Below are 20,294 nucleotides of genomic sequence, written 5' to 3'. Positions count from 1 at the left end.
AATGGTCCCCGCTGAACTGGCGAACGCGCTGGCCGAGGCCGGGCAGCGGATGGATTTGCGCTGCTGGGTGCCAGGCTCCGCCGGTAACCTCTCCGCGCGCGTGGATGATGCCCGTATCGCGATCACCCGCAGCGGCGTGCATAAGGGGCGGCTGAAGACCAGCGACATCATGGCTGTGGATTATGACGGCAAAACGCTCAGCGAGGGGATGAAGCCCAGCGCCGAGACGCTGCTGCATTGCCAGCTCTACCGGCTGTTTCCGCAGGTGGGCGCGGTGCTGCACGGCCATTCGGTGGCCGCCACCGTGCTCTCCATGCAGGGGGCGATCACCTTTTCGGACTATGAAATTTTGAAAGCCTTCGGCTTTGCCACGCATGAGATAGACGTGGTGCTGCCGGTATATGCCAATGACCAGGACATCGGCCGGCTGGCCGCGTATATCGAGCCGCTGCTGCTGCGCGACCCGCCGATTGGCTATGTCATCGCCGGGCACGGCGTTTACGCCTGGGGAACCAGCGTTGAGCATGCCTACTGGCGGCTGGAGGCGCTGGAATTTCTGCTGCAATGTGAGTTGGAACGGAGACGAATGAAATGAGCCGTTTGACGATCTATGAAGACACGAACCCCGGTGTTTCAGTGTTTTGCTCCGAGGATGCGGGCGCGGTGGCGGCGGAGCTGACCAAGATCGGCGTTGACTTCGCGCGCTGGGAGAGCCCGGTGCATCTGGCCGCTGACGCGCCGGCGGAGGAGATTCTGGCCGCCTACCGGCCGTATCTGGATGCGCTGATGGGCGCCACGGGGGCTGGGTCGGCCGATGTCATCAAAATGACGCCTGATAATCCCGCCGCCCCGGCATTGCGCGAGAAATTCCTCAAGGAGCACACGCACAGCGAGGATGAAATCCGCTTTTTCGTGCAGGGCAGCGGGCATTTCGTGATCCATGAGAACGGGCGGGTGTATGATGCGTTCTGCGAGCAGGGGGACCTGCTGCGCGTGCCCGCCAACGCGAAGCACTGGTTCGATGCCGGAGCGGCGCCATTGTTCACGGCGCTGCGGGTGTTCACCGACACCTCCGGCTGGGTCGCGCAGTTCACCGGGGACGATATTTCCACCCGCTTCCCCGTCGCGTAATGGTGCCGCCCGCCGCCGTCCTCACGGATATTGAGGGCACGACCACGCCCATCGCCTTTGTGCATCGTGTGCTGTTTCCCTATGCGCGGGCGCGGCTCGCGGCGTTTTGCGCGGCACATGCCGAGGTGGGCGGCGTGCCGGTGCCGCCGCTTGAAACGCTGTATGCGCAGATGGACCGCGACGAGAAAGATCCGGTGCTGAAAACCATCCAGGGGATGATCTGGGAGGAAGGCTATGCGGCGGGCGAGCTGAAGGCGGAAATCTATGCGGATGTGGCCCCTGCCCTGCGCCGCTGGGCGCGCGGGGGGGTGCGGCTTTATGTGTATTCCTCCGGCTCCGTGCCGGCGCAGAAGCTGCTGTTCGGGCATAGCGCCGAGGGCGATCTGACACCGCTGTTCCAGGCGTATTTCGACACCAAGGCCGGGCCGAAGCGCGAAGCCGCGAGCTATGGCGCGATTACGCGCGGGATCGGGATTCCGGCGGGCGAGGTGTTGTTTCTCTCCGATGTTGAAGCGGAGCTGGATGCGGCGCGCGCGGCGGGCTTGCGCACCTGCCAGCTGGTGCGCCCGCAGGATGGCACCCTGGCCTCGGCACGGCACCCAACCGCGGTGGATTTTGCCGGGGTGGCGCAGCAATTTGGTCTGCCGCATGTTTGAGCGAATCCGCGCACGGCTGGCCGCGCGCCCGCTGGTGCGGGCTTTTTTATGGGGCATGGCCTCGGCGCTCGGCCTGCCGCCGGTGCATCTGCTGCCGGTGCTGCTGTTCAGCGTGCCAGCGTTTTTGCGGCTGATCGGGGCTGCGAAAACCTGGAAACAGGTGGTGCTGACCGGCTGGCTGTTCGGCTTTGGCCTGGGGCTGGCCGGGCTGTATTGGATCACCGAACCGATTTTGACCGAGATTGGCACCTTCTGGTGGCTGGTGCCCTTGGCTGCCCCTTTGCTGGCGGGGGCGGTGGCATTTTATTCCATTATTCCCGCCCTGGCCGCGCGGGCGGTGAAGCCCGGGTTTGGCCGCCTGCTGGTGTTTGCCGGGGCCTGGGGGGCGGCGAATCTGGTGCAGCAATTCGCCTTTTCAGGTTTTCCATGGAATCTCTGGGGCACGGATTGGGCGATTCCGGGCGTGGCGGGCGATGTGCTCATCCAGCCTGCGGCGCTGATTGGTGTGCAGGGCATGACGCTGCTGACCGTGCTGCTGGCCGGGTTGCCGATGTTCGGGCGGCGGGGGCTGGCCGCGCTGCTGGCGGTTATGCTGGTTTGGGCCGGGTATGGCTGGCACCGGCTGCAAACCCCGGTCGCCGCCACGGGCGTGACTCTGGCGCTGGTGCAGCCCGATTTTCCGGTGCCCGGCTCCTATGATCGCGCGGCACTCTTCGCGCGCTGGCAGCAATTGCTGGACATGAGCCAGGCCGGGCTGAACAACGGCGCGACGGCGGTGGTCTGGCCCGAAGCCGCCTCCCCCTGGCTGCTGGATACCGATGCCGCCGCCCGCCAACAGCTCGCCGCCGTGACCGGGACCGCGCCTATCCTGGCCGGCTCGCTGCGGCGGGTGAGCGCGACTGATTTCCGCAACTCACTGGTGGTGACTGACGGACCGCTGCCGGCGGTTGGCATCTACGACAAATGGAAGCTGGTGCCCTTTGGCGAGTATACGCCCAAATGGATTCCGCTCAGGATCATCCCCAACATGATGGGCGGCGGCTTCACCTCCGGCCCCGGGCCCGAGACGCTGCATGTAACAGGATTGCCGCCATTCGGGCCGCTGATCTGCTATGAGGCTATTTTCTCGGGCCAGATTGTGGATATGCATGACCGGCCGGCGTGGCTGGTGAATGTCACCGATGATGCCTGGTTTGGTGACACCGCCGGGCCGCGCCAGCACTTCGCCGACGCGCGGCTGCGCGCCGTGGAGGAAGGGCTGCCACTCGCGCGCGACGCGAACTCCGGCATTACCGCCATGTTCGACGCTTTTGGTCATGTCGATGCATATCTGCCGCTAAAAAGCCAAGGTGTGCTGGTTACATCTTTGCCAGGAAACCTTCCGGCACCGTTTTTTGCTAGGTTTGGACTGGAAATCCCTGCTATGCTCGCTTTTGTTGCAACGATTGCCGGTGTATTAATTTCCACCCTGGCTTAGCCTCATATTTGCTGATGCTCAGCTTGATCGTCTCTTTAATAATTCGATATTTGTAGTTTTTGTATTGTCTTGCCCGTTAACCTCTGGTAATCACTTTAGTCTGGTTGCACTTTACCCTGGGTGGTGATGTACGACAAATTTAGTTTAAGCGGGTTCAATCAGCCGCCGGGTGGTGGCAATATTGTGGCTGTCAGGCGTACCGGGAAGCGAGAGTAATTCGCCCCCATTGTTGGAGATGTTGAGTTAAATGGCCGAAGAGAACGCCGAACGTCCAGAACGCGAAAGCCGCCCGAGCCCGATCGATATCCATGTGGGCTCGCGGGTCCGCTTGCGCCGCACATTGCTCGGCATGTCTCAGGAACGGCTGGGTGACGCGTTGGGCCTGACTTTTCAACAGGTGCAGAAATATGAGCGCGGCGTGAACCGCGTTGGCGCGTCGCGCCTGTTCGATATTTCCCGCGTGCTGGATGTGCCGATCAGTTATTTTTTTGACGATATGCCTGAAGGCATGTCGGAAAGCCCGGTCTCGGGGCCGCGCGGGCGGATGTATGGCTTCGCCGAGGCGCAGGAGCCTTTCTCCGCCGGGGTGGATGACCATTTGACCAAGCGTGAGACGCTGGAGCTGGTGCGCGCCTATTACCGCATTACCGACCCCGCGATGCGCAAGCGCATGTTCGACCTGATGAAGTCTCTGGCGCCGCCGGAGGCGACATTCGACGCCCACTGAATTTTTAACTTCGGCTTTCAAAAAAAACGGCGCCTGGTGGCGCCGTTTTTTTTGACCTTTTCATGGCCGGACCTGTGTGTTTCCGGGCCAGACTACTGGGCCGGCAATTCCGGCGGCGGAAGGGACTCGCCCGCAAGCCGCCTCCGGAATGAGATGAAATCGCGGAGCGATTCCACCTCATGCCATCCGTGCCAGAGCCTGATCGCTTTCGGCTCGCTCGGTTGAGCGAACCTCAAACGATCGCGCCAGAGCCTGATCGCTTTAAGTGCGATCAGGCTCTGGCCGTTTTTCTGAGGGCGATTCACGCTTTCGGCTCGCTCGGTTGAGCGAGCCTCAAACGATCGCGCTCTAGTCCGGGGAGCCGCGCAGCGCGGCTTCCTCGGCGGCGATCTCGGCGGCGCGGGCGGCGACCGCGGCGGCGCCAATCGGCGGGCCGGGGAAGCGGGTGCGGGCGATGCCGAACCAGATGATCGCCATCAACCCGAGCAGGCCGATGAGGTAGCTGTCCAGAACGTCATTGGGTGGGCGCGTGCCGATGTAGATGATGATAACCCCGCCGATGCTGGTGATGAGCGCCAGCGGTTTGGAGAGGAAGCCCAGACGGAACGGGCCGAACTCGGTCCAGGTTTTGCCCTCGGCGAACAGCCCGGCGAGGATCGGCATGGCGTAGGAGATGTAGAGGAACATCGCGCAACCAGCCGCCAGCGCCGCGAAGGCCGGGGAGTAGAGGGTGGAGGCGATGGAGAGCACCACGGTGAACCAGATGGCGTAGACCGGCGAACGATGCGTCTCGTTCACCTGTTTGAGCCATTTGCTGCCGGGCAGGCCGCCGTCACGCGAGAAGGCATAGACCATGCGCGAGGTGGAGGTAACACCCGCCAGGGCGCAGAGGAAGTTGGCCAGCACGATGCCGACATAGAGAACGTCCTTGATCCAGTCGGGAACCGTGAGCGAGGCCATCAGGTTGAAGATGACATTGCCGCCGGCGGCCGCGGCTTTTGCCTGGTCGGGCATCGCCAGGACAAAGGCGCCGGCCATCGCCAGGCCGAACACGGCCGACCAGATGATGGCGTTGAGGATGCCGCGCGGCACGTTGCGGCGGGCGTCCACGGTTTCTTCGGAGGTGTGGGCTGAACCGTCAAACCCGGTGACTGTGTAGAGCGGGTAGAGCAGCGCCAGCAAGAACAGGTAGAACGGGCTGGAGGCATGCGGCACCACGCCGCCACCGGCATCGCCGGAGTAGTTGGTGAAGGTGACGAGGCGCGAGAAATCAAAATGCTGGATGCCGAAAAGCATCACACCGGTCAGCAGCACGGCGATGACCAGAATGAGCACGCCGGAGAAGTCGATCAGCTTGGTCGTGGTGCGGATGCCGAAATGGTTGAGCAGCCCCTGGGCGACGGTGATGCCGATAACCGCGATGGTCTGCTGCTCAAAACCCCAGGCGGAGGTGTTGATGCCGAAAATGTTATTGAGGATCAGCCCGACGCCTAGGTTGTAGACGCCGACGTTCACCGAGGAGATGACGAAGATGAGACCCAGTAGGTTGAACCAGGCGGTGATCCAGCCCCAGGCACGCCCGCCAAGGATGGATGACCAGTGATACAGGCCGCCCGCGGTGGGGTAGGCCGAGGCGATCTGCGCCATGGAAAGGCCGACGATGAGGGCGAAGGTGCAGCCCACGATCCAGCCGACAATGGCGGTCAGCCCGCCGCCTGTGGAGAAGCCGACCTGGAAGGAGGTGATGCCGCCGGCCAGGATGCAGATGATCGAAAACGACACGGCAAAATTTGAAAACCCGTGCATGCGCCTTGAGAGTTCCTGCGCGTAGCCCATCTTGTGCAGGGTCGCGGCATCGGCCGCGAGTATTTGTTGTTCGGTCTGGTCCGCCATATTTAACCCCCTCGAGTGGTTCATCCACTATTAATGATTGGTTCAGTCTAGGCAGAAGCTCCCACATTCTTCAAGCGAAACTTAACGCCCTGTCATTTAACGCGGGGGCTGGTGTGTTGCGCTGTCATTCTCGCGCCGCCAAAGCTGTGCTTATATCCGCAAAACAGAGGGAGGCACCCATGGCTGACGAACCGAAACTGACCCTGCCAACACTGCGCGCAATGGCGGAACGCGGCGAAATTGATACGATTATCATGGCCGCGCCGGACATGCAGGGGCGGTTGCAGGGCAAGCGGGTGATGCCTAAATTTTTCTTTGATTCGGTGGCTTCCGAGGCCGCCGAGGGATGCTCTTATCTGCTCGCCACCGATATCGAATGCGGAACGGTTCCCGGTTATGATCTTACCTCCTGGGAAAAAGGCTATGGCGATTTCATCTTCGCGCCGGACCTCGCCACCCTGCGACTCGCGCCCTGGCAGCCGGGCGCTGCGATTATTTTGTGCGACATCGAGCTGAAAGGCCATCGCCCGGCTGACATCGCGCCGCGCACCATGCTGAAGAAACAGCTGGAGCGCCTGGCCTCGCACGGGCTCAGCGCCTTCGCCGCCACCGAGCTTGAGTTTATTCTTTTCAAGAATACCTATGAGGATGCCTGGAACCGCGCCTATCGCGGGCTGACCCCGGCGAACCAGTATAACAATGATTATTCGATCCTCGGCACCGCGCGGGTGGAGCCGGTGATAAGGGCGATTCGCAACGCGATGGAGGCCGCCGGCATCCAGGTGGAAAACTCCAAGGGTGAGTGCAACCTCGGCCAGCATGAGATCAATTTTGCGTATAGCGACGCGGTGACGACCTGCGACGCACACGTTATATATAAGGAAGCGGCGAAGGAGATTGCCGCCTCGATGGACCATGCCATCACCTTCATGGCCAAGTTCAACGAGCGCGAGGGCAGTTCGTGCCATACGCATCTCTCCTTGCGCGACGGCAACGGAAAGGCTGTGTTCCTGGATGACGACGGGCACAGCCCATCGAAGTTCTTCCTGCAGTTTCTGGCGGGTTTGTTGAAACATGCGCCGGAGCTGACATTCTTTTTCGCGCCCAACATCAACTCCTACAAGCGCTTTGCCACCGGCAGCTTCGCGCCCACCGCGCTGGCCTGGGGCATGGATAACCGCACCTGCGCGCTGCGCATCCTGGGCCATGGCAAGTCGCTGCGGGTGGAAAACCGCCTGCCGGGCGGCGATGTGAACCCTTATCTGGTGCTGGCCGCCATGCTCGCCGCCGGGCTGGACGGGGTGGAGAGCGATCTGGCCCCGGTGCCGATGTTTACCGGCAATGCCTACACCGCCGGGCTGCCGCGCGTGCCCAATACGCTGGCGGATGCCGCCCGGCTGTTCCGCGAGAGCGAATTCAACAAGGCTGCCTTCGGCGCGGACGTGGTGGCGCATTACGCCAATATGGCGAAGGTTGAGCTGGACGCGTTCAACGCGGCCGTTACCGACTGGGAGCGTTTCCGGTCATTTGAGAGGATGTGAGATGACGATCGAATTACGCGGCAACTGGCGTATCCCGACTGAGATTTTGGCCGGAGCGGGGCGCATCGCGGAACTGCCCGGCCGGGTGAAGGCGCTTGGAATAAAGCGCGTGCTGATTGTGACCGATCCGGGCGTTGCCGGGCTGCCGTTTTTCGCGGCCATCGTGGCCGGGCTGGAAGCCGAGGGCATTGCCCCCGCCGTGTTCCATGATGTGAACCCCAACCCGATTGCCGCCAACGTGGCGGCGGGGGCCGAGGTTTATAAGGCGCATGGGGCGGAGGCGGTGATCGCCATTGGCGGCGGCTCGGGGCTGGATTGCGGCAAGACCATTGCGCTTGCGGTATCGACCTCGCGCCCGCTGTGGGATTTTGAGATCACGCTGGCCGGGCCGGAGCTGGACCGCCCGCTGCCGCCGATTTTCGCGGTGCCGACCACCGCGGGGACAGGCTCCGAAGTGGGCCGCGCCAGCGTGGTGACCGACACGAGCATCGGCCGCAAGCTGATTTTGCTGCACGCGCAGATGCTGCCCCGGCTGGTGATATTGGACCCCGAGCTGACCTTCGGCCTGCCCGCCAGCATCACCGCGTGGACCGGCATGGACGCGCTCGCGCATTGCCTGGAGGCTTATTACGGGCCGTTCTACAACCCGTTTGCCGATGGCATCGCCATTCAGGGCATGTTGCTGGTGAAGGAAAACCTCATCACCGCCGTTAACGAGCCGCGCAACGCGAACGCGCGCATGAACATGCTCGCCGCCGCCTCGATGGGGGCGACCGCCTTCCAGAAGGCGCTGGGGGCGATCCACTCGCTCAGCCACCCGATCGGCGCGCGCTTCCATGCGCATCATGGCCTGACCAACGCGGTTTTGATGCCTTATGTGCTGGCCTATAACCGGCCGGTGATCGAGGAGCGGATGGCGGTGCTGGCGCGCTGCCTGGGACTCGCGGGCGGGTTCGACGGGTTTCTGACCTGGGTGCTGGATCTGCGCGCGGCGCTGAAAATTCCGCATACCATCGTGGATTTGAAAGTGACGGAAGACGCGCTGGATGGGCTGGCACAGGAAGCCTTCCTCGACCCCAACACGCCCGACAACCCCCGCCCCGCCACCGCCGCTGATATGAAGCGGATTCTCGTCGCGGCGATGAAGGGGTCTCTCGACGGGCTGGGCGCGTAACCGCTGACACAGCCGGGCCAGGGGACTGCCACCCTTGGCCCGGCTGCCTCAAAGCCCTTTTTGCATAATCACCACATCCAGCCAGCGGCCGAATTTATGGCCGACCTTGCGCATGGTGCCGACCGGCTGGAAGCCCAGGCTCGCATGCACGCCGATGGAGGCCACGTTCTCCGAATCGCCTATCAGCGCCAGCATCTGCTTGAACCCCGCCGCCGAGGCATGTGCCAGCAGCGCCGCTACAATCGCCTTGCCCACGCCCTGGCCGTGCACATTTTCGCGAACATACACGCTGTCCTCCACCGTGGAGCGGTAGGACGCACGGTCGCGGAAGGCGCCGTAATAGCCAAATCCGAGGCAGCCGGAGGCATCGCGCGCGACCAGCCAGGCATAACCCGCGGCCAGGCCGGCACGGTAGCGGATTTGAAACTCCTCAAGCGAGGGCGGCACTTCCTCAAATGTGCCGGTGCCGGCCAGCACATGATGCGCGTAGATCGACTGGATGGCCGGCAGGTCTGAGTCTGTTGCGTTCAGGATTTCCATACGAGACCGTGATACCCCTTGTGATGGGCTGAATTTACAGATTCCTTGGATATTGAACAGCGCCGGGGCGCCCGGTGCGTGGCATTTTGAGGAAATCACGGTCCAAAAAACACAACCTTAATGATAGATGGGCCGAATGGCGTTGTATTCGCGGAGGTAATTCGGGCATAAGCCGCCTACACCCCCTCGGGTCACCGGGGTTAAGTAGCTGTGCAGAGAAGGTTGATACCGCATGAACGATACGCAGCGCGATCCGGGCGCGAATTCCGCCACGGGGCACGGGGCAGCCAACCTGGACATGGCGGCGCTGATGGATGCCGAGATCAACGTCAGCCCCCTGGTGCAGGCGCGGCTGGCGGCGGTGATGAATGTGGCGCGCTACCATGGCGTTGAGCTGAACCCCGAGAACCTGCGGCTGCAGACCGATGACGCCGCCCCCTCCCCGCTGGTTTTGCTGGACTGGCTGAAGGACGCCGGGCTGTGGGCACGCGGCGTGCCCATGACCTTCCGCCAGCTGATGCGCATTGATGATGCCGCCCCGATTGTCCTGCTGCTCGACGATGGCGGCGCCGCGCTGGTGACCGGCCGTGACCCGGAAAACCAGGTGCTGTTGCTGCGCGACCCGCGCGGACGCGCCAGCGACCCCGCGATGCCGGTGGACGAGCTGCGGCTGAAACAGGTGTGGAGCGGCGCCACGCTGCTGGTGCGCACCGCGCGCGAAGGCAATGACGAAGAACAGGCCTTTAACTTTACCATGCTGGGCCGGTTGGTATGGTCCGACCGGGCATTGCTGCGCGATATCGGGATCGCCTCGATCACCATCACCATCCTCAGCATCATCCCGATCTTCATGGTGATGCGCGTCATCGGCACAGTCATCCAGTATCATAGCTGGAACACGCTGGCGCTGGTGACGGTGCTGATCATTCTTTCCACCGGCTTTGAGATGATTTTAACCTTCGGGCGCAAGCTGCTGGAGGTGATGATCGCCACCAAGCTCGACGCGCGGCTCAACCTGCGGATTTTTGACCGGCTGGTCTCGCTGCCCATCGAGTTTTTCGAGCGCGAGCAGGCTGGCGTGCTCACTTATAAGGTGCAGCAGATCTATCAGGTCCGCGAGTTTTTGACCGGGCGGCTGATGAACACGTTTATCGATGTGTTCATGGTGGTGCTGCTGCTGCCGATCTTGTTCTATATGAGCGCCCCGATGGCCTGGACCGTGCTGATCGCCGCTTCACTGATCGCGGTGATCATCGGCATCTTCCTGCGCCCGCTGGGGATCATGACCGGCAAGTTGATCGCGGCTGAATCGGCCAAGGGCTCGGTGCTGGTCGAGACCATTTACGGTATCCGCACCGTCAAGGCGCTGGCGCTGGAGCCGGCCCGCGCCGCCGACTGGGATCGCAAGGTCGCCACCTCGGCCAATCTGGGCATGGAGATGGGGCAGCTGGCGAACTGGCCGGCCACCTTGGTGATGCCCCTGCAGCGCTACAGCCAATACGGGGTGATGATCTTTGGCGCCTATATCGCCATGAACTCCAACAACCCGCTCGATATCGGCGCGCTCACCGGCTACATGCTGCTGGGCAGCCGGGTGGCGGGGCCGCTAGTGAGCCTGGCGACCGTGATGCAGGACGTCCAAAAAGCGCAGGCCGCGATCTGGCAGGTTGGCTCGATCCTGAACCGGCCCAACGAGAAACGCGCGCTGACCCACGGGTTGCGGCCGCGTTTTGAGGGCGCGGTGGAGTTTGACGACGTGACCTTCAGCTATGAAGGCTCCAAGACGCCCGCGCTGGACAAGATGAGCTTTAAAATTCCCGCCGGCACCATGCTGGGGCTGGTGGGGCGCTCGGGCTCGGGGAAATCAACCGTGACCCGGCTGTTGCAGGGTATCAACCGCGATTATTCAGGCGCCATAAAAATCGACGGCACGGATATGCGCGAGATCAACCTGCGGCATCTGCGCAAGAGTTTCGGCATGGTGCTGCAGGATAACTTCCTGTTCCGCGGCTCGGTGAAGGATAATATCATCGCCGGGCGGCCGGGGCTCTCCTTTGAGGATGCGGTGCAGGCCGCGCGGCTGGCCGGGGCCGAGGAATTCATCGAGCGCATGCCCCAGGGCTATGACACGTTCATTCAGGAAGGCTCGCCCAACCTCTCCGGCGGGCAGAAGCAGCGCCTCGCCATTGCGCGCGCGGTGATATCCGACCCGAAAGTGCTGATCCTCGATGAGGCGACCTCCGCGCTCGACCCCGAGAGCGAGGCGCTGGTGAACGCCAACCTGCTGCGCATCGCGCAAGGGCGCACCATGGTGATCGTCTCGCACCGGCTGTCCTCGCTGATTGATTGCGACCTCATCATGGTCCTGGATCGCGGCCGCACCATGGATATCGGCACGCATCACGAACTCGTGGAGCGTTGCGCCATCTATCGCCATCTGTGGCTGCAACAAAACCGCCATCTCGACCCACAAGGAAAAACTCATGCTGCTGCGCCTAAGCCAACTCTTGCCTAAGGCGATCGGTTCGCGCAACGCTGTGGCCAATGCCGAGACAATGCCGCTGGCGGTGCTGGAGTTTCAGTCACCGACCGCGGCTGTCATCGCCACGCCTGTGCCGTTCGTGGGGCGGTATATCAACTGGTTTGTCAGCGCGCTCGTTTTGTCGGGGCTCACCGCCTCGGGAATGATGCCGATCGACCAGCTTGTCACCTCCTCGGGCACATTGGTCTCCGCCGTGCCCGATACCGTGGTGCAGGCCTTTGCCGCGGATTCGACCGCGTCGATCATCAAAAGCATCAACGTGCATGAGGGGGAGTTCGTCACCAAGGGGCAGGTTCTGGCCACGCTGAACCCGACCTACGCCGAGGCCGACCTGACATCACTGACCCAGCAGCAGCAAAGCTACGCCGCGCAGGTGGCGCAGTTGCAGGCGCAGGAAGACGGCAAACCCTATTACGGCGACCCCAACAACCCGGCCGCCACGCTGGCGCTGCAGACCTATAATCAGCAGATCGGCCAGTATAACTCGACTGTTGAGTATTACGACCAGCAGATCAGCCAGCTGCAAACCCAGATTAAAGGGTATAACGACCAGGCGGCCTATTACCGCCAGCGTTTGAGCATTGCCTCGAATGTCGAGACGATGCGCAAGGATTTGCAGCAATTGCAGGTGGGAAGCCGGCTGGACACGCTGGCCGCGACGGATGACCGGGTGGGCATGCAGGCCTCGCTCGATAGTGCGATATCCTCGGCCAAGGCCGCGCAAAAGCAGATCGCCTCGATCACGGCGCAGCGCGACAGCGCAAACCAGCAGTGGAAGGCGAATATCTCGCAACAGCTGGCGACGGCGCTCAATAACCTCGCGCAGGCGCAGCAGGCGCTGGTCAAGGCCAGGCTGAACAACTCGCTGGTGGTGCTGACCGCGCCGCAGGATTCCATCGTGCAGTCTATCGCATCGGTCTCGGTCGGCAGCCAGCTGCAAAGCGGGCAGAGCTTCATGGACCTGACCCCGGTGAACGCGCCGCTCAGCGTGGAAGTGGACATCGACGGCTCGCAATCAGGCTATGTCGCCGTCGGTGACCCGGTTGCCATCAAGCTCGTCACGCTTCCCTATCTGCAATATGGCCAAATTTCCGGCACCGTGACCTTCATCAGCCCGCAAAGCATCAACCCGCTCGACCAGCAGGCTTATGGGGTCAATGGCGTCCCCCTGCCCAATGCGCCGCGCGATTTATTCTACAAGGCACAGATTTCGCTCGATGTGCTGAACCTGCATAACCTGCCGCCCGGTTTCCATCTGGTTCCCGGCATGCCGGTTGAAGCGGATGTGAAGGTCGGCCAACACACGATGCTGGCCTATTTCATGCGGCAGATCCTGCCCGTCGCCTATCAGAGCATGCATGAGCCATAAAATTCCATGAGTATCAAACAGGATATTTCCGACCGCGTGGCAGCGCGCAAGCCGCCAAAGGCGCTGGCACGCGCGAAAGAGCTTTACGCGGAGGGGAAGTATGAACGCGCCCTCAAGCTTTTCAGCGTCGCGGCGCAGGCTGGAATCGCGGAGGCCGAACGCGAGGTTGGCCGGCATTACCTGACGGGCGAAGGGGTCCGGCGCAATGCCGTGGAGGCCGCGCGCTGGTTTATGCGCGCGGCGGAAAAGGGCGACATGGTGGCCAGCCGCAATCTGGCGGGGCTGTATATGTTCGGCATGCGCGAGGATGCGGTCTCGCACACCGGCGCTTCGTTATTCACGCAAGGCGCACCTGCGGAAGCCGAAAACACCCCGCCTGACTACGACACCGCCTTGCGCTGGGCGCTGCCGGCGGCGGAGGCTGGAGACACCGATGCGCAGCTGATGGCCGGGTTCATCTATTCCAACCCGACATGGCCGCAGCGCGATGATGCCAAAGCCCTGCCCTGGTTTGAGAAAGCCGTGCAGGCCGGCGCGCCGCAAGGGCATCTGGGCCTTGGCATCACGCTGCTGCGCCAGGCCGCCGGAGAGGCGCCGGACGAAGCCATCGCGCATATCCGCCTGGCCGCCGATGCGGAACTGCCCACCGCGCATTATTACCTCGCCCTGCTCTATGACATGGGGGTTAATCTCCCGGCCGACCCGGCACGCGCGGCAAAGCATTACGGCATTGCCGCCAAGGCCAACCTCTCCAACGCGCAGGCGAAATATGGCTTCATGCTGTTCAACGGCATCGGCATCAAGGCCAATCAGGTCGAGGGGGAGTCCTGGCTGCGCCGGGCCGGTCTGGCGGGGGACCCGGAGGCGGCGGCGCTGGTCGCCGAGATTTATGTGCGCGGCGACGGTAAGCTGCCGCCCAACTATGCCGAAGCCGCCTCATGGTTCCGCACCGCTGCCGAATTGGGGCATAAGAACAGCGCCAGGGCGTTGGGGATGCTCTACCTCACGGGCACCGGCGTGCCGCGCAACCCGGATGAAGCCGCCATCTGGTTCCGCCGCGCCGCCGAGGCGGGAGACGAGACCGCGAAGGCCGACCTTGCCTCGCTGCTGCTCAGCGGCCAGACCAGCCCGAAGCTGACCGAACCGGCGCCGGTGCATGAGTGGTTTGAGCAGGCGGCCGAAACAGGCGATCTGATCGCCGCGTTCAACTACGCGGTTTGCCTGGCCCAGGGCGTGGGGGTGGAGCGCGATGAAATCCGCGCCGCGAAATGGATGCGCCGCGCCGCCGAGGGGGTGCTGAACGCGCAATACTGGTACGGCGTTATGCTTGCGGAAGGCCGCGGGGTGGACGCCAACCCGGAAGAGGCGCGCGTATGGCTGCAGAAATGCGCCGATGTCGAGTTGCCGGACGGGCTGATCGCCCTGGCGGATTTGTGCCTGAAGGGTGCTGGCGGGCCGCGCGACCACGAGGCCGCGCGGCAATTATATGAACGCGCCGCCAACCGGGGTGATCCCAGGGGCATGTTCGCGCTGGGCGCCATGTATGGCGGCGGGCATGACATCCCCACCGACCGCGCGCGCTCGCTGGCCTGTTACCGCGCCGCCGCCGAGCGCGGGCATCCGTTGGCCTGCCTCATGCTGGGCCGCTATCTGGCGCACGGCATCGCCACCGAGGTTGATCTGGCCGAAGCCAAACACTGGTTCACCCAGGCGCTGAACGGCGGCATCGCCGAGGCACAGAACGACCTTGACGCACTGGTGCCGCCCGAACCCGAGCCGGAACCGGAAGCCGAAACTGAAGTTGAAACCTCCACAACGGAGTGACGCGGCCGGCGCCTGGAAGCGCGGGCTGGACGAGGCCAGCATCCCCTGGCTGGAACGCGCGGCGCGGCTGGCGCCGGGTGACCCGCGGATCACGCTTGACCTTGCGCGGCTCCGCCTGAGCGGCGGCGAGACGGATATTGCCGCTGCCGCCGGGGATTTTGAACGGGTCGCGCAACGCTATGACAATGCCACGGCCTGGCTCGGGCTGGCCATGGCCAAGCTCAGGCAGGGTGACGCAAGCGGCGCGGCGGCGGCGCTGAATACCCTGCTGGCGCGCCATTGCCTGCCTGACGAGCCCGGTTTTTCCGCCATTGCCGGGCAGGTTGCCGCCGCCGCCGGGTATGATGGTTTTTGCGGCCTGGACCCGGAGGGCGAAATGCGCGGCCAGGGCAGAGGCCGGTTGCTCGGCGCGCCGCTGGACCGGGCGGCGCTTATGCGGGTCGAGGGGCTGGTCGCGGTGAGTGGTGAGGGAGGGTTGAGCGGCTGGGCCTGCCGCCAGGCCGCGCCACATACGCCGCCGCAACTCACCTTGCGCGACGCCGCCGGGCATCGCCGCGCGGTAAAATTCGGTAAAATTCTGCCCGCCGATGACGATGTGCCCCTGCTGCCCCGGCATGGTTTCAAAATCGCGCCGCGCGCGCTGGCGGGGCTGACCCCGCCCTTTACGCTCAGCGGCCCTGATGGCAGCAACATTGCCGGCAGCCCGCTGGACCCGGCGGTGCTCGCCACCCTCGCCCCCCGCCCGGCGGCACGGCGCGGCCGGGAGCGCGCGCGCCTGCCCGCGCGCCGGGCGCTCAGCGCGTTGATCCCGGTGTATCGCGGGCTGGGGGAGACCCAGGCCTGTCTGGAGAGTGTGTTCGCGGTGGCTGGGCTGGTGCGGGTTATCGTGGTGGATGACGCCACGCCGGAGCCGGAGCTGGCCGCCTGGCTGGATGGGCTGGCGGCGGCGGGGCGCATTGTTTTATGCCGCCACGAAACCAACCTTGGTTTTCCCGCGGCGGTGAACACCGGGCTGGCCGCCGCCGCCGGGGATGATGTGCTGCTGCTCAACAGCGACATTCTGCTCCCCCCGGGTGCGGTGAAAACCATGCGCGCGGTCGCCTATGCCGATGCCGCCACCGGATCGGTGACACCCTTTGCCAATGAGGCGTCAATTTTAAGCTACCCGGACCCGCGCGGCGGCAACCCGATGCCCAGCCTCGCGGACGCGGTGGCGCTGGACGCGCTGGCGCGGCGGAGCAACGGGCGCCGGAGCCTGGAAATTCCCACCGGGGTCGGGTTCTGCATGTATCTGCGGCACGACTGCCTGCGGGCCGTGGGCGGGTTGCGGCCCGGGATTTTCGCGCAGGGCTACGGCGAGGAAAATGACTGGTGCCTGCGCGCGCGCCACAAGGGGTTCAGGCATCAGGCCGCGCTGGGGGCGTATGTGGCGCATGCGGGCGGGGTTTCCTTCCGCGCCGCCGCGCATGGGCTGACATTGCGCAACCTTGGCATATTGGAGCGGCTGTATCCGGGGTATCATGAGCTGGTGACGGGTTTCATCGCCGCAGACCCGCTGCGCCCGGCGCGGGCAAAGCTGGATGCCGCCCGGCTGCGCGCGGAGGCGGCGCGAGAGCGCGTGCTGCTGATCTCGCACAGCCATGGCGGCGGCGTCGCCCGGCAGGTGGAGGCCGATATGGCGGCGCTGCGCGCGCAAGGCGTGCGGCCGTTGCTGTTGCTCACGCAGTTTCCCGCTGATCCGCTGAGCACGCCCTATCCCTGGCCCGCGCTGCTGAGCGAGGGTAGCCCAAAGGATACGCCCAACCTCGCCTACACCCTGCCGCGAGAGCGCCCGGCGCTGCGGCGCCTGTTAAAAGCCTTAGGCGTGCAAAGGGTTATTCTGCACCACACGCTTGGGCACCACCCGGGCGTGCGCACGCTGGCCAAGGCGCTGGGCGTGCCGCAGGAGATCGTGGTTCATGACTACGCCAGCTTCTGCCCGCGCGTGAACCTGCTCACCCGCCCGGAACCGGACGCCCCGCCGCGTTATTGCGGCGAACCCGGTGTGCGCGGCTGCATCGCCTGCTGCGCGCGCGACCATAACGGCATTTACGAGGCGCTCGGCGTCCCTGCCCTGCTCAAACGCTCGGCCGCCGAGTTCGCCGGGGCGGCGCGGATCACGGTCCCCTCCGCCGATGCCGCGAAACGCATCGCACGGCATTTTCCCGGAGTTGTGCCCCGGGTTGTCCCCTGGGAGGACGATGCCCTCACCGTGCCACGGCACCCTCCAGGCAACGGGGCGCGCACCATCATGGTGATAGGCGGCATAGGCCCGGCCAAGGGTTTTGATCTGTTAGCCGCGTGCGCCGAGGATGCGGCGGCGCGCGGGCTGGGGCTGCAATTCATCGTCGCGGGCAGCAGCGCCGATGATGACAAGCTGCTTGCCACCGGGCGTATTTTCGTCACCGGCCATTACCAGGAGGGCGAGGCCCAAGGCCTGATCGCCAGATTTGCGCCGGACCTCGTGTTTTTGCCCTCGATCTGGCCGGAAACCTGGTGCTTCGCGCTCGGCGAAGCCTGGCGCGCCGGACTCTACGCCGTGACATTCGACCTTGGCGCCCAGGCCGAGCGCCTGCGCGCCACCGGGCGGGGCCTGACTTTGCCGCTTGGCCTGCCTGCGCCACGGATCAACGATATTTTGCGAAGTTGGATGCCAACCCACGGAAAATGACGCTTTTTTTTAAACCGAAAGTGACATCTAATGGCTATACTGCGATAGGAACGACGGGTATTTAACCTCGTATTACAACGGCTGCAGATTTAAGGACTTTAGATGGCTCAGGTAAAACAAGCGCAAAAACCCGCCGAATCTTCGCCGCAACCGAATGCCGGAGCGAGCGCCGGTGATAACCACACATCTGTTCAGGAGCTCAAGGTCTCGGGACATCTGATGACCTTGCCGGCCGGTTTGTTTTGTTTTGTCAATGAAGCCAATCCGGCCGCCAGCCAGAACAACGGCATGCCCGGCGTGCGCATCTCGCCGCCCCCCGCCGGTGGGCAGAATATCGAAATCTCGAGCTTCCGGGCCGATGGTTGGATGAATGCCGATGGCGATGCGGCGCTCGTGCGAATCCGCAAGGGGCCGGCGCAGGTGCTTGTCACCATCTATCAACTGCCAAACATGCCCGACGCGGCGCCCAAATTACAGGTGCGCCAGTTGCTCACCGCGGGCGATATGCCAGCGGTTGCCGCCAATGCCCCCGCGCCCGCTCCGGCCCCCGCCCCGGTGGCGCCCGAGGTGATGGATATGATGGCGCATATACAGACCCGCGGTGATGTGGGCGCGAAGTTCGGCGTCTGGCTCGGCGAACGCGGCAGCCAAAACTGGATCGAGGGGTTTGCCCTCAACGCGCCGGAGGGGATCAACCCGGCGGATCTGTCCTATCAGGCCGTGCTCGGCCGTGGCTGGCTCTCCCCCTGGGTGGAAGCCGGGCAGTATTGCGGCTCGCGCGGCATGGCCCTGCCTTTGCTCGGCCTGCGCATCCGCCTGACCGGAGAGGCTGCCGAAAATTATGAACTGAGCTGCTCGGCCAGCTTCGTTGGCGGCGCCAGCGCCGGGCCGGCCGGTAATGATGAGACCTGCGAGGCTGATACACTGGCACCGCTGGAAGCCTTCCAGATCACCCTGACCCCGCGCACCCGCCGGGGAGGCAAGGCTAAACGCTGATCGCACCGTGAACTTTCTCTTCGTCCACCAGAACTTCCCCGGCCAGTATCTGCACCTTGTGCGCAGCCTGATCGCCGATAACGATGCGTGTGAAGGCACGCATCAGATTCTGTTCATGACCGAACCGAATCACAACAATATGACCGGGGTGCGCAAGGTCACCTATTCAACGCCCCCGTCCATTTCAGCCAGCGTGCATCTGGATGCGCGCGAATTCGAGATGGCGACCCGCCGGGGGCAGGCCGCCTACCATGGGGCGTTGCAGATCAAGGCGCTCGGCTTCAAGCCGGATATCATCATCGGCCATCACGGCTGGGGTGAAATGCTCAATCTGGTGGACGTGTTCCCCGGTGTGCCGATCCTCGGTTATTTCGAATTCTACTATCGTATCCTTGGTACGGATGTGAATTTCGACCCTGAATTCCCGATGGCGGAGGCGCGGTTTTCGGCGGTGCGCGGCAAAAATGCCGTGAACCTGCTGGCACTCGCGCTCGAGCAATATGGCCAGGCGCCGACCCAGTGGCAGCTCAGTACCTATCCCGAATGGGCGCGCAAACAGATCCGCCTGATCGAGGAAGGCGTGAACCTCGACATCTGCAAGGCCAACCCGGAGCTGCGCAAAAAAACCGTTACGGTGGGCAAGCTGACCGTGACGCCGAAGCAGAAGCTCATCACCTATGTCGCGCGCAATCTGGAGCCCTATCGCGGTTTCCATACTTTCATGCGCGCGCTGCCCGCTATATTGGCGGCGCGGCCGGATGTGGTGGTTTCCATCGTCGGCGGCGATGAGATCAGCTATGGCGCACCACCCGCGGCTGGCACCTGGCGCGAGGTGATGATGCGCGAATTGGGTGATAAAATCGACCTGACCCGCGTGCATTTCATGGGCAAGGTGCCTTACGAGGACCATCTGACCCTGCTGCAACGCTCGGACGCGCATGTGTATTTCTCATATCCGTTCGTGGCGTCGTGGTCATTGCGCGAGGCGCTGGCGGTGGGCTGCGTGGTGATTGGCGGTGACACCGATACGGTGACCGAATTCGTGAAACACGAGGAAAACGGGCTGGTGGTGCCCACACTCGACCATAACGCGCTGGCCGCAACAGTGCTGCATATTTTGCAGGACACCAAACACGCCGCGCGGCTGCGGGCCGGGGCGCGGGCCTTCGCGGAGAAATACCTCGACATCAACGATTATCTCACGCGCTACCGCGCCTATATCGAGGAGATCACGGGCAAGAAGCTGCTGGCGCCAGCGCCCGCCACGCCGAAAAAAGCCACGCGCAAGGCCGCACCCGCAAAGATCAGGAAAAAATAATCTCCGGCGCCAAGTGTCATTCCCGGCGGCACTTGGTATAAGGCCGGCATGTCAAAAAATCCCGCCTGCCCACAATGTTCCATGGAAAACACCTACCCGGACGGGGCGAACTACGTTTGCGCCGACTGCGGCTATGAATGGCCGATGCTGGACGCCGCCAAGGCTGATGCCGATGACGGCGATGTGGTGAAGGATTCCAACGGCAATGTACTGGCCGATGGCGATTCCGTCGTGCTCATTAAGGATCTGAAGGTAAAAGGCTCCTCCACCACGCTGAAGGTCGGCACGAAGGTGAAGAGCATCCGCCTCGCTGGTGGCGACCATGAGGTCGACTGCAAGATGGATGCTGGGAATTTCATGCTGAAAGCCTGCTACCTGCGCAAGGTGTAAGGCGCC

The 20,294-nt window shown here is 63.6% G+C and carries 16 protein-coding genes; 14 read left to right on the top strand and 2 right to left on the bottom strand.

Annotated elements, in window-relative coordinates; translation table 11 throughout:
* The first annotated feature begins 1 nt into the window (after nt 1).
* The 5 genes from QQJ84_RS10010 to QQJ84_RS09990 all read left to right on the top strand — a co-directional run bounded on the left by QQJ84_RS10010 (nt 2) and on the right by QQJ84_RS09990 (nt 3,991).
* Nucleotides 2–595 carry a methylthioribulose 1-phosphate dehydratase gene (locus tag QQJ84_RS10010; RefSeq protein WP_284258029.1) on the top strand — a complete coding sequence of 198 codons (594 nt, stop codon included), beginning with the start codon at nt 2–4 and terminating at the stop codon, nt 593–595.
* Entirely contained in the window at nt 592–1,131 is a 540-nt protein-coding gene (locus QQJ84_RS10005) for a 1,2-dihydroxy-3-keto-5-methylthiopentene dioxygenase (protein ID WP_284258028.1), read from the top strand. Before QQJ84_RS10010 ends, QQJ84_RS10005 begins: the two co-directional genes overlap by 4 nt.
* The gene (gene mtnC, locus QQJ84_RS10000; RefSeq protein ID WP_284258027.1) at nt 1,131–1,787 is read left to right on the top strand and encodes an acireductone synthase; all 657 of its coding nucleotides are present in this window, start codon (nt 1,131–1,133) and stop codon (nt 1,785–1,787) included. The genes QQJ84_RS10005 and mtnC overlap by 1 nt, the downstream gene beginning before the upstream one ends.
* On the top strand, nt 1,780–3,264 hold the full coding sequence (lnt, locus tag QQJ84_RS09995; protein WP_284258026.1) for an apolipoprotein N-acyltransferase: 1,485 nt from the start codon (nt 1,780–1,782) through the stop codon (nt 3,262–3,264). The genes mtnC and lnt overlap by 8 nt, the downstream gene beginning before the upstream one ends.
* Nucleotides 3,265–3,511: 247 nt before the next feature.
* On the top strand, nt 3,512–3,991 hold the full coding sequence (locus QQJ84_RS09990; RefSeq protein WP_284258025.1) for a helix-turn-helix domain-containing protein: 480 nt from the start codon (nt 3,512–3,514) through the stop codon (nt 3,989–3,991).
* A gap of 348 nt (nt 3,992–4,339) precedes the next feature.
* On the opposite strand, the gene QQJ84_RS09985 is transcribed toward QQJ84_RS09990, so the two are convergent.
* Nucleotides 4,340–5,884, bottom strand: a complete 1,545-nt coding sequence (locus tag QQJ84_RS09985) for an amino acid permease (RefSeq protein WP_284258023.1) — start codon at nt 5,882–5,884, stop codon at nt 4,340–4,342.
* A gap of 179 nt (nt 5,885–6,063) precedes the next feature.
* Here QQJ84_RS09985 and QQJ84_RS09980 point away from each other — a divergent pair, with 179 nt between their 5' ends.
* Together QQJ84_RS09980 and QQJ84_RS09975 are read left to right on the top strand one after the other, a co-directional pair.
* Complete coding sequence (locus QQJ84_RS09980; protein ID WP_284258022.1) at nt 6,064–7,425, top strand: glutamine synthetase family protein; 1,362 nt, start codon at nt 6,064–6,066, stop codon at nt 7,423–7,425.
* Nucleotide 7,426: 1 nt separating this feature from the next.
* Nucleotides 7,427–8,599, top strand: coding sequence for an iron-containing alcohol dehydrogenase (locus tag QQJ84_RS09975; RefSeq protein WP_284258021.1), 1,173 nt, complete (start codon nt 7,427–7,429; stop codon nt 8,597–8,599).
* A 48-nt stretch (nt 8,600–8,647) separates the two neighbouring features.
* On the opposite strand, the gene QQJ84_RS09970 is transcribed toward QQJ84_RS09975, so the two are convergent.
* Nucleotides 8,648–9,139, bottom strand: a complete 492-nt coding sequence (locus QQJ84_RS09970) for a GNAT family N-acetyltransferase (RefSeq protein WP_284258020.1) — start codon at nt 9,137–9,139, stop codon at nt 8,648–8,650.
* Between the two features lie 364 nt (nt 9,140–9,503).
* On the opposite strand from QQJ84_RS09970, the gene QQJ84_RS09965 reads away from it, so the two are divergent.
* The 7 genes from QQJ84_RS09965 to QQJ84_RS09935 all read left to right on the top strand — a co-directional run bounded on the left by QQJ84_RS09965 (nt 9,504) and on the right by QQJ84_RS09935 (nt 20,288).
* The gene (locus tag QQJ84_RS09965; RefSeq protein ID WP_284258159.1) at nt 9,504–11,654 is read left to right on the top strand and encodes a peptidase domain-containing ABC transporter; all 2,151 of its coding nucleotides are present in this window, start codon (nt 9,504–9,506) and stop codon (nt 11,652–11,654) included.
* A complete protein-coding gene (locus tag QQJ84_RS09960; RefSeq protein WP_284258019.1) occupies nt 11,623–13,050 on the top strand; it encodes an HlyD family type I secretion periplasmic adaptor subunit in 1,428 nt (475 codons plus the stop codon). The genes QQJ84_RS09965 and QQJ84_RS09960 overlap by 32 nt, the downstream gene beginning before the upstream one ends.
* Before the next feature lie 6 nt (nt 13,051–13,056).
* Complete coding sequence (locus QQJ84_RS09955) at nt 13,057–14,874, top strand: tetratricopeptide repeat protein (RefSeq protein WP_284258018.1); 1,818 nt, start codon at nt 13,057–13,059, stop codon at nt 14,872–14,874.
* Nucleotides 14,852–17,584 carry a glycosyltransferase gene (locus QQJ84_RS09950; RefSeq protein ID WP_284258017.1) on the top strand — a complete coding sequence of 911 codons (2,733 nt, stop codon included), beginning with the start codon at nt 14,852–14,854 and terminating at the stop codon, nt 17,582–17,584. The genes QQJ84_RS09955 and QQJ84_RS09950 overlap by 23 nt, the downstream gene beginning before the upstream one ends.
* Nucleotides 17,585–17,686: 102 nt before the next feature.
* Nucleotides 17,687–18,580, top strand: a complete 894-nt coding sequence (locus QQJ84_RS09945; RefSeq protein ID WP_284258016.1) for a hypothetical protein — start codon at nt 17,687–17,689, stop codon at nt 18,578–18,580.
* A 7-nt stretch (nt 18,581–18,587) separates the two neighbouring features.
* On the top strand, nt 18,588–19,898 hold the full coding sequence (locus QQJ84_RS09940) for a glycosyltransferase (RefSeq protein WP_284258015.1): 1,311 nt from the start codon (nt 18,588–18,590) through the stop codon (nt 19,896–19,898).
* 48 nt (nt 19,899–19,946) lie between these two features.
* The gene (locus tag QQJ84_RS09935) at nt 19,947–20,288 is read left to right on the top strand and encodes a zinc ribbon domain-containing protein YjdM (RefSeq protein ID WP_284258014.1); all 342 of its coding nucleotides are present in this window, start codon (nt 19,947–19,949) and stop codon (nt 20,286–20,288) included.
* Nucleotides 20,289–20,294: the final 6 nt, after the last annotated feature.

Origin of the sequence: Acidocella aquatica (assembly GCF_030160635.1) — a bacterium.
In the GTDB taxonomy this organism is placed as follows: Bacteria; Pseudomonadota; Alphaproteobacteria; order Acetobacterales; family Acetobacteraceae; genus Acidocella; species Acidocella aquatica.
Note: the sequence above shows the minus strand (reverse complement) of the source record. Positions and strands in the feature narration are given on the sequence as shown.

Excerpts from the sequence above, each read along its gene's own strand:
- QQJ84_RS10010 (WP_284258029.1), top strand. The coding sequence starts at position 2 with ATGGTCCCCGCTGAACTGGCGAACGCGCTGGCCGAGGCCGGGCAGCGG.
- QQJ84_RS10005 (WP_284258028.1), top strand. The coding sequence starts at position 592 with ATGAGCCGTTTGACGATCTATGAAGACACGAACCCCGGTGTTTCAGTG.
- mtnC (WP_284258027.1), top strand. The coding sequence starts at position 1,131 with ATGGTGCCGCCCGCCGCCGTCCTCACGGATATTGAGGGCACGACCACG.
- lnt (WP_284258026.1), top strand. The coding sequence starts at position 1,780 with ATGTTTGAGCGAATCCGCGCACGGCTGGCCGCGCGCCCGCTGGTGCGG.
- QQJ84_RS09990 (WP_284258025.1), top strand. The coding sequence starts at position 3,512 with ATGGCCGAAGAGAACGCCGAACGTCCAGAACGCGAAAGCCGCCCGAGC.
- QQJ84_RS09985 (WP_284258023.1), bottom strand. The coding sequence starts at position 5,884 with ATGGCGGACCAGACCGAACAACAAATACTCGCGGCCGATGCCGCGACC.
- QQJ84_RS09980 (WP_284258022.1), top strand. The coding sequence starts at position 6,064 with ATGGCTGACGAACCGAAACTGACCCTGCCAACACTGCGCGCAATGGCG.
- QQJ84_RS09975 (WP_284258021.1), top strand. The coding sequence starts at position 7,427 with ATGACGATCGAATTACGCGGCAACTGGCGTATCCCGACTGAGATTTTG.
- QQJ84_RS09970 (WP_284258020.1), bottom strand. The coding sequence starts at position 9,139 with ATGGAAATCCTGAACGCAACAGACTCAGACCTGCCGGCCATCCAGTCG.
- QQJ84_RS09965 (WP_284258159.1), top strand. The coding sequence starts at position 9,504 with ATGAATGTGGCGCGCTACCATGGCGTTGAGCTGAACCCCGAGAACCTG.
- QQJ84_RS09960 (WP_284258019.1), top strand. The coding sequence starts at position 11,623 with ATGCTGCTGCGCCTAAGCCAACTCTTGCCTAAGGCGATCGGTTCGCGC.
- QQJ84_RS09955 (WP_284258018.1), top strand. The coding sequence starts at position 13,057 with ATGAGTATCAAACAGGATATTTCCGACCGCGTGGCAGCGCGCAAGCCG.
- QQJ84_RS09945 (WP_284258016.1), top strand. The coding sequence starts at position 17,687 with ATGGCTCAGGTAAAACAAGCGCAAAAACCCGCCGAATCTTCGCCGCAA.
- QQJ84_RS09935 (WP_284258014.1), top strand. The coding sequence starts at position 19,947 with ATGTCAAAAAATCCCGCCTGCCCACAATGTTCCATGGAAAACACCTAC.